Annotated in this window: 7 protein-coding genes and 3 tRNA genes; all 10 read right to left on the reverse strand. The window is 50.2% G+C overall.

Going from position 1 to position 6,510, the window contains the following annotated elements:
• Positions 1–1,508 (reverse strand): 4-hydroxy-3-methylbut-2-enyl diphosphate reductase (gene ispH, locus DBO31_RS04880; RefSeq protein ID WP_150824578.1); only part of this gene is annotated, 1,508 nt, incomplete at its 3' end.
• On the reverse strand, positions 1,505–2,134 hold the full coding sequence (locus DBO31_RS04885) for a 1-acyl-sn-glycerol-3-phosphate acyltransferase (RefSeq protein ID WP_075581451.1): 630 nt from the start codon (positions 2,132–2,134) through the stop codon (positions 1,505–1,507). The genes DBO31_RS04885 and ispH, both read right to left, overlap by 4 nt.
• 12 nt (positions 2,135–2,146) lie before the next feature.
• Complete coding sequence (gene cmk / locus DBO31_RS04890) at positions 2,147–2,815, reverse strand: (d)CMP kinase (protein WP_059075559.1); 669 nt, start codon at positions 2,813–2,815, stop codon at positions 2,147–2,149.
• Entirely contained in the window at positions 2,812–4,056 is a 1,245-nt protein-coding gene (locus DBO31_RS04895) for an NAD(P)/FAD-dependent oxidoreductase (RefSeq protein WP_113855098.1), read from the reverse strand. The genes cmk and DBO31_RS04895 overlap by 4 nt, the downstream gene beginning before the upstream one ends.
• A gap of 13 nt (positions 4,057–4,069) precedes the next feature.
• Positions 4,070–4,789: a pseudouridine synthase gene (locus DBO31_RS04900; protein ID WP_075581453.1), complete on the reverse strand. Its 720-nt coding sequence runs from the start codon at positions 4,787–4,789 to the stop codon at positions 4,070–4,072.
• Complete coding sequence (gene scpB / locus DBO31_RS04905; protein WP_059075557.1) at positions 4,758–5,396, reverse strand: SMC-Scp complex subunit ScpB; 639 nt, start codon at positions 5,394–5,396, stop codon at positions 4,758–4,760. Before scpB ends, DBO31_RS04900 begins: the two co-directional genes overlap by 32 nt.
• A complete protein-coding gene (locus DBO31_RS04910; protein ID WP_234995397.1) occupies positions 5,356–6,102 on the reverse strand; it encodes a ScpA family protein in 747 nt (248 codons plus the stop codon). The genes scpB and DBO31_RS04910 overlap by 41 nt, the downstream gene beginning before the upstream one ends.
• A 115-nt stretch (positions 6,103–6,217) precedes the next feature.
• A tRNA-Leu gene (locus DBO31_RS04915) sits at positions 6,218–6,306 on the reverse strand.
• A 20-nt stretch (positions 6,307–6,326) separates the two neighbouring features.
• Positions 6,327–6,400 (reverse strand) — tRNA-Cys (locus DBO31_RS04920).
• 6 nt (positions 6,401–6,406) lie between these two features.
• Positions 6,407–6,481: transfer RNA gene (locus tag DBO31_RS04925), tRNA-Gly, on the reverse strand.
• Positions 6,482–6,510: the final 29 nt, after the last annotated feature.

The following is a 6,510-nucleotide window of genomic DNA, read 5'->3' on the forward strand; positions in this document are numbered from 1 at the left end:
TCAGAAATGTGAAGCAGTCCTTCTACGCCACCGAGATCGATGAACGCACCATAAGGCATAATCTTGACGACCGTTCCTTCAAGGACAGCGCCTTCTTCAATGTGTTTCAGGGCTTCTTCGCGTTTTGCTTCCCGTTCTGCTTCAAGAACAGCTTTACGGGACAGGACAAGGCGGTTTTTATGTTCGTCAATATCGATGACTTTTACCTGGAATGTCTGGCCTACGAGATAGTCCAGCGATTTGACAAAGCGGATATCGCCCTGGGACAGGGGGATGAACCCGCGCAGAGATTTGATGGATACGACGAGGCCGGCTTTATTCGTTTCTTTACCGGTACATTCGACGAGCTGGTCATTTTCGAATGCTTCGCGTACTTCTTTCCAGTCTTCAACTTTCTTCATCTTGACGAGGGAAACGACAATCGCACCTTCTTCTTTGATGTTGTTGGCGATTTCAACAGTCAGTTCATCACCGACTTTGACAAAATCACTAGCTTTTTCCGGTGCCGGTACAGCCATTTCCTTTTTCGGCAGGATTGCTTCTGCTTTCGTGCCGATGGAAACATAGGCAGCATCATCGTTCACAGAAATAACCGTGCCTTTTACTACGTCGCCTTTCTTTGGATTTTCTTCATAATCATACTTGTCCAACAATTCTTCACTCATTACTTCTGTGGCTTCTGCTTGCAAATTTTCCATAATATTAACAACCTCCTGTATTATCCAATCCGGCGTGGAAGCGCCGGCTGTAATGCCTATATTTTTCATACCTTTGAACCAGGCCGTATCTAATTCAGCTGCTGTTTCAATATGGTATGTCGGGCAACCCTGTTCTCTGCACACCTGTGCAAGGCGACCGGTATTGGCACTGTTTTTCCCGCCAATCACGATCATCGCATCCATTTTCCCTGCCAGATCAATCGCCGCCTGCTGACGCTGCTGCGTCGCTGTACATATTGTCATGTACACCGTAAGGTCCGGAATTTTATCTGCCAGTATCTGTTCAATGCGTTTAAATTGCTCCTGGGAAAAGGTCGTCTGTACGACCACCCCGGCCTGCTCCATAGGGGGCAGAGCCCGGGCCATTTCTTCCCTATCTAATATAATAGCACGATTTGCCCCCCATTGTGAAATACTAATTACTTCTGGATGGGCTTTTTCGCCAATAATTATAAGATTTTTTTCTTTTTCGATGATTTTTTTCGCATCCTGCTGTGCTTTTTTCACATGAGGACACGTCGCATCGACAACGTTGAGTCTTTTTTTCTCCGCTTCCCGGTACACATCAGGACCGACTCCATGGGAACGGATGAGAATCGTGTCTCCTTCCCGAAGTGATTCCAGAGAATCTACCGGTGATACTCCCCGTTCAGCCAGCCGGGCTACTACCTGGGGATTATGGATAATCGGCCCCAGTGTGTGAGTGCCGCTGGCGGCGGAAGACGCCATTTCTACGGCCCGGCGGACACCATAGCAGAAGCCGCAGGCATCAGCTACATATACATTCATGACATATTTTCTCCTCCGTGCTGATTGATGAGGTCCAGAATCCGGCTCCGGATATCTTCTGAAAACTCATGGATGATGTCCCGTTCTTTTTCTTTATCCTGCCGGCTTATAACAGGCGGCAGGACCGGATCACCGAATACGACCCGCACCGGCCCCATCTTGTGTGGAAGATGGCGGGAATTAATGATGGCCGTCGGCAGGACCGGGACTTGGGCGCGGATAGCAATGGCAGCCATGCCTTCATGGAATTTTCCCAGTTTTCCCTGGTCGCGGCTCGTTCCTTCCGGAAAGATACCCAATACCTCGCCTTGCTTCAATACCCGCAGTGCTTCTATCAGCGCTTTGCGGTCCACACGGCCCCGGTGAACGGGAAAAGTACCGACATACCTCAGGAACCAGCCCATGAACGGATTATGAAATAACTCTTCCTTCGCCATAAAGTGAATCAGATGATGGCGCATCGCCGTCCCTACCAGAGGCGGGTCAAAATAACTGGCATGGTTCGATGCCACAATAAATGCGCCCTTTTCCGGGATATGACCTTCTCCCACGACCTGCATTCCCAGCCAGGTATAGGTGACCAGATTAAAGAGAAATCGGATAATAGCATAGAAAAAATTTTTCATCGCTCCGCTTCCTTACTGTTTTTCTTCAATCATACGGCAGATACAGTCTGCCGTTTCTTCCAGTGTAAGGTCACTGTTATCTACCAGCACGGCATCATCAGCCCGTTTCAGGGGGCTGACAGCCCGGTGTGAATCCATATCGTCACGAGCAGCAATGCTGGCTTCAATGGCTTCCAGTGTTTCCGTACTGCCTTTTTCCTTTAACTCCAGAAACCGCCGTCTGGCCCGCGCCGTAACCGATGCCGTCAGATAAATCTTGAGATCGGCCCGGGGCAGGACTACCGTGCCAATATCGCGGCCGTCTAAAATGACGCCTCCGCCTTTTGCCATATCTCTCTGCAATTGTACCAGTTTTGTACGCACCACTGCAAGGGCTGCTACCTGTGAAACATGAGACGATATAAAAGGCGTGCGGATTTCTTCCGTTATGTCCTGTCCGTCTGCATATACGCGGCATACCTCTTCACCCGGTTCCAGACGGATCTGTATGGAGCCGGTCAGCTGCTGCACTGCTTTTTCATCTCGTATATTGATATGCCGTTCCAGCATGGCCCAGGTAAAAGCGCGATACATGGCTCCGGTATCAATATACAGATAGTGTAACCTATTTGCTACCATTTTCGCAACACTGCTTTTTCCTGCACCGGCCGGCCCGTCGATAGCAACCGTAATTTTTCTCATTGATCAGCTTCCTCCTCTGCTGCAGAACAGCCGGCCACATACCCCGTCGAAAAGGCTGCCTGCAAGTTATATCCTCCCGTAAAAGCGTCGATGTCAATCACTTCACCGGCGAAATAAAGACCCTGGACTTTTTTAGATTCCATCGTTCCAGGATTAATTTCCCGTACAGATACGCCGCCGGCCGTCACAATGGCTTCTTCAATGGGGCGGGTACCTGTCAGAGTCAGAGAAAAGGCCTGGAGCACTGTCACCAGGTCCTGGCGCTGGGTACGGGTAATCTGATTGATCAATGTCTGTTCCGGAATTTCTGCCTGTTCGAGCACATATGGGATGAGGCGTCGTGGCAGGAGATCCTGCAGACCATTACCAGCCTGCTTGCGCAGATACTTCTGAAAATCCCGCTGGATCCGGGAGTCAAGTGTTTCCGCTGTCAGGGCCGGCTTCAGGTTAATGCGCAGCTGCATGGGGAATTCCCATTTCGGTTTGTGCGCCGCCTGGCTGCTCAGCATGAGAATGACCGGCCCGGAAACGCCCGTATGGGTAAACAGCATTTCACCAAACTGGCTCGCCAGCTTTTTCCCATGTTTCCATAACGAAACATCGACATTCCGCAGAGACAATCCCGCAAGATCCCTTACCCACGTTTCTTCTGTCGTAAACGGAATCAGGGACGGCTTTAAGGGAGTTACGGTATGTCCCAGTTTTTTGGCAAAGTGGAATCCATCGCCGCTGGAACCGGTAACGGGATACGAAAGACCGCCTGTCGTAATGATACAGGCATCCGCCGTATAACTTCCCTGTTCTGTCCGGACGGAAAAGCCCCCGTCCGTATGGTTCACAGTCAGTACACCTTCATTCAGGTGAAGTTCCACATGCTGTTTCTGCAGGCGATGATACAGGAGTTTACGCACTTCAATAGCGCTGTCGGAACGGGGGAAGACACGGCCGCCCCTTTCTTCTTTCGTAGCCAGCCCCCATTGATGCACACACCGGAGGAGGTCTTCATTACTGAAAGCACGGTAGGCACTGAAAAGAAATTTCCCATGTCCTGGCGTCCGGGCAATGAAATCTGTCATAGGCGCCGTATTCGTCAGATTGCAGCGGCCCTTGCCAGTAATCCCCATCTTTTTTCCTACAATATCATTTTTTTCAAAAAGCTGCACCCCGGCCCCTCTGGAAGAGGCCGCCAAGGCAGCAAAGATACCTGCTGCGCCTGCACCGACAACTATAACCTGTTTCATCGCTATTAACACCTTATTTATACTTGTATAATTCCTTTATTTCCTCTGCTGTAAGAGACCGGTAAGATCCCCGCTTGACCCCGCTCAATGTCAGGAACGCATACTGGACACGCCGGAGATTATGTACTTTAAAGCCAAAGTGTTCAAACATACGGCGTACCTGACGGTTCCGGCCTTCATGAATAGTAATTTCCACATTCGTGATGCCCGTATGATTATCGTATCCATTATAGCAGACGATAGCCGGTGCTGTCATGCCATCTTCTAATTCCACACCATCAGCCAGCTGCTGGAGTACCGTATCGGCGATATGCCCTTTAATTTTCACTTCATACGTCTTATCGACGAGCTTGCTGGGGTGCATGAGGATATTAGCCAGTTCCCCGTCATTTGTCATGAGCAGCAGCCCTTCTGTATTCTGGTCCAGACGGCCTACGGGATAAATCCGTTCGGTAATCTTCTTGAAATAATCCATGACGGTTTCGCGGCCCTGGTCATCGTGGGCAGTCGTAATGACTCCTTTGGGCTTGTTGAACAGATAATACAATTTCTTTTCTGCTTCCAACCGTTTTCCATCTACCAGTATAATATCGGTTTCAGGGTCTGCCTTCGTTCCCAGCTCCCGGACGATAACGCCATTGACCCGCACGCGGCCATCGAGAATCATCTGTTCCGATGCCCGCCGCGAGGCGACGCCACAGTTACTCATTACTTTTTGTAAGCGTTCCTTCATGTTCTGCCTCCGTAGATACGTTCTCTTTCACTGTCTCTATTGTCTCCCCATCTGTTTCTTGATCCTGCAATAATTCTTTCGGTACCTGCCGGGCCAGATCAGACAGGGAATCCATGCCGATGCATTCCAGAAAATAAGCGCTGGTACCGTATATAATAGGCCGTCCCGGCGTATCTTTCCGCCCCAGATCACGGATCAGCCCCTGTTGCAGCAGTGACGCTACCAGGCGTTCTGAGGAAACGCCCCGTATTTTTTCAATATCAGCCCGGGTCACAGGCTGCCTGAAGGCAACGATTGCCAGCACTTCCAGCGCCATAGGAGATAATTCGGTTGTCGTCTTATGGACCCACTGCAATTCATCATGCAGTTCCGGACGTGTAACCAGCTGATATCCGCCAGCCACCTGGATGAGAGTCAGGCCGCGTTTTTCATCCCGCAGAATAGCTGCCAGCGTACGAGCAGTCTGCTCTGCCTTGTCTTTGCCCCAGCCGGTATGGGCACACAAATCCGGCAGGCTCAATGGCTGGCCACTGAGAAACAGCAGCGCTTCCAGCACCGCCGTCGGTTCATGATGCTCCATGCGGGATATATCGCAGGGATGCTGCATTTCCATCCTCTCCTTCTGACAGCGTACAGCACCGGCCGATTTTCAGCAATTCCAACACAGCTAAAAAGACAACGATCAGTTCCGTCCGCGTACGGCAGCTCTGAAAAATCCGCCGCACAGGGACAGGCCGCAGTGCCTGGTGCAGTACATATTCTACGCGCTGCATACATTCGCTGACACTGTATATTTCCTGCTGCAAATGAATTTCCACCATCTTTTTACCGGGAAGAGCCTCATAGACCGCCTGAAAAGCTGCATAGAGTGCTTTTTTATCAATATGGCCGGAAAACTGTTTCTCGAACGGCATCGGTGTCCGTTCCCGGCTTTCCATCAGTCGTCTCTTATCCCATAAATCAGCTACGACAGAAGCAATCTGCTTCATCCGTTTATATTCTACCAGCTGCCGGATGAGGACTTCCTGCGGATCTTCTTCCTCTTCTTCCCGTCTGGGCGGTTTAGGAAGCAGGAGCCGGGATTTTATCTGCAGCAGCGTAGCTGCCATGACAAAAAATTTGCTGGCATAATTGACATCGAATGTATCGATCTGCCGGACATATTCATTGAACTGGTCCGTAATCGTGACGATGGGGATATTATAAATATCGACCTTGTTTTTTTCAATCAAATACAGCAGCAGGTCCAGAGGACCTTCAAAATCCGATACTTTGTATCGATATTCTTCCATAAATACCGCCAATCCCGTCATGAAAGAACACTCATAAAGCATAATTACAAAAAAGGCTTGGATTTACATCCAAACCTTTAAGTTGCCAGAGCCATCAGCCGAAACCCATTATGCTCAGTGCAATGTGTTGTTTAAATGGTGCCGGGGACCGGAATCGAACCGGTACGGATATTTCTATCCGACGGATTTTAAGTCCGTTGCGTCTGCCAGTTCCGCCACCTCGGCATGACGTAAAAAGAAAATTATGGAGGCGGCACCCAGAATCGAACTGGGGATGAAGGTTTTGCAGACCTCTGCCTTACCGCTTGGCTATGCCGCCATAATATGGAGCGGAAAACGAGGCTCGAACTCGCGACCCCCACCTTGGCAAGGTGGTGCTCTACCACTGAGCTATTTCCGCATTTTTGCCCTCCAGCGAGGCTCCGAAAA

It is taken from the genome of Megasphaera sp. DJF_B143, from assembly GCF_900320625.1.
Lineage (GTDB): Bacteria > Bacillota > Negativicutes > Veillonellales > Megasphaeraceae > Megasphaera > Megasphaera hexanoica.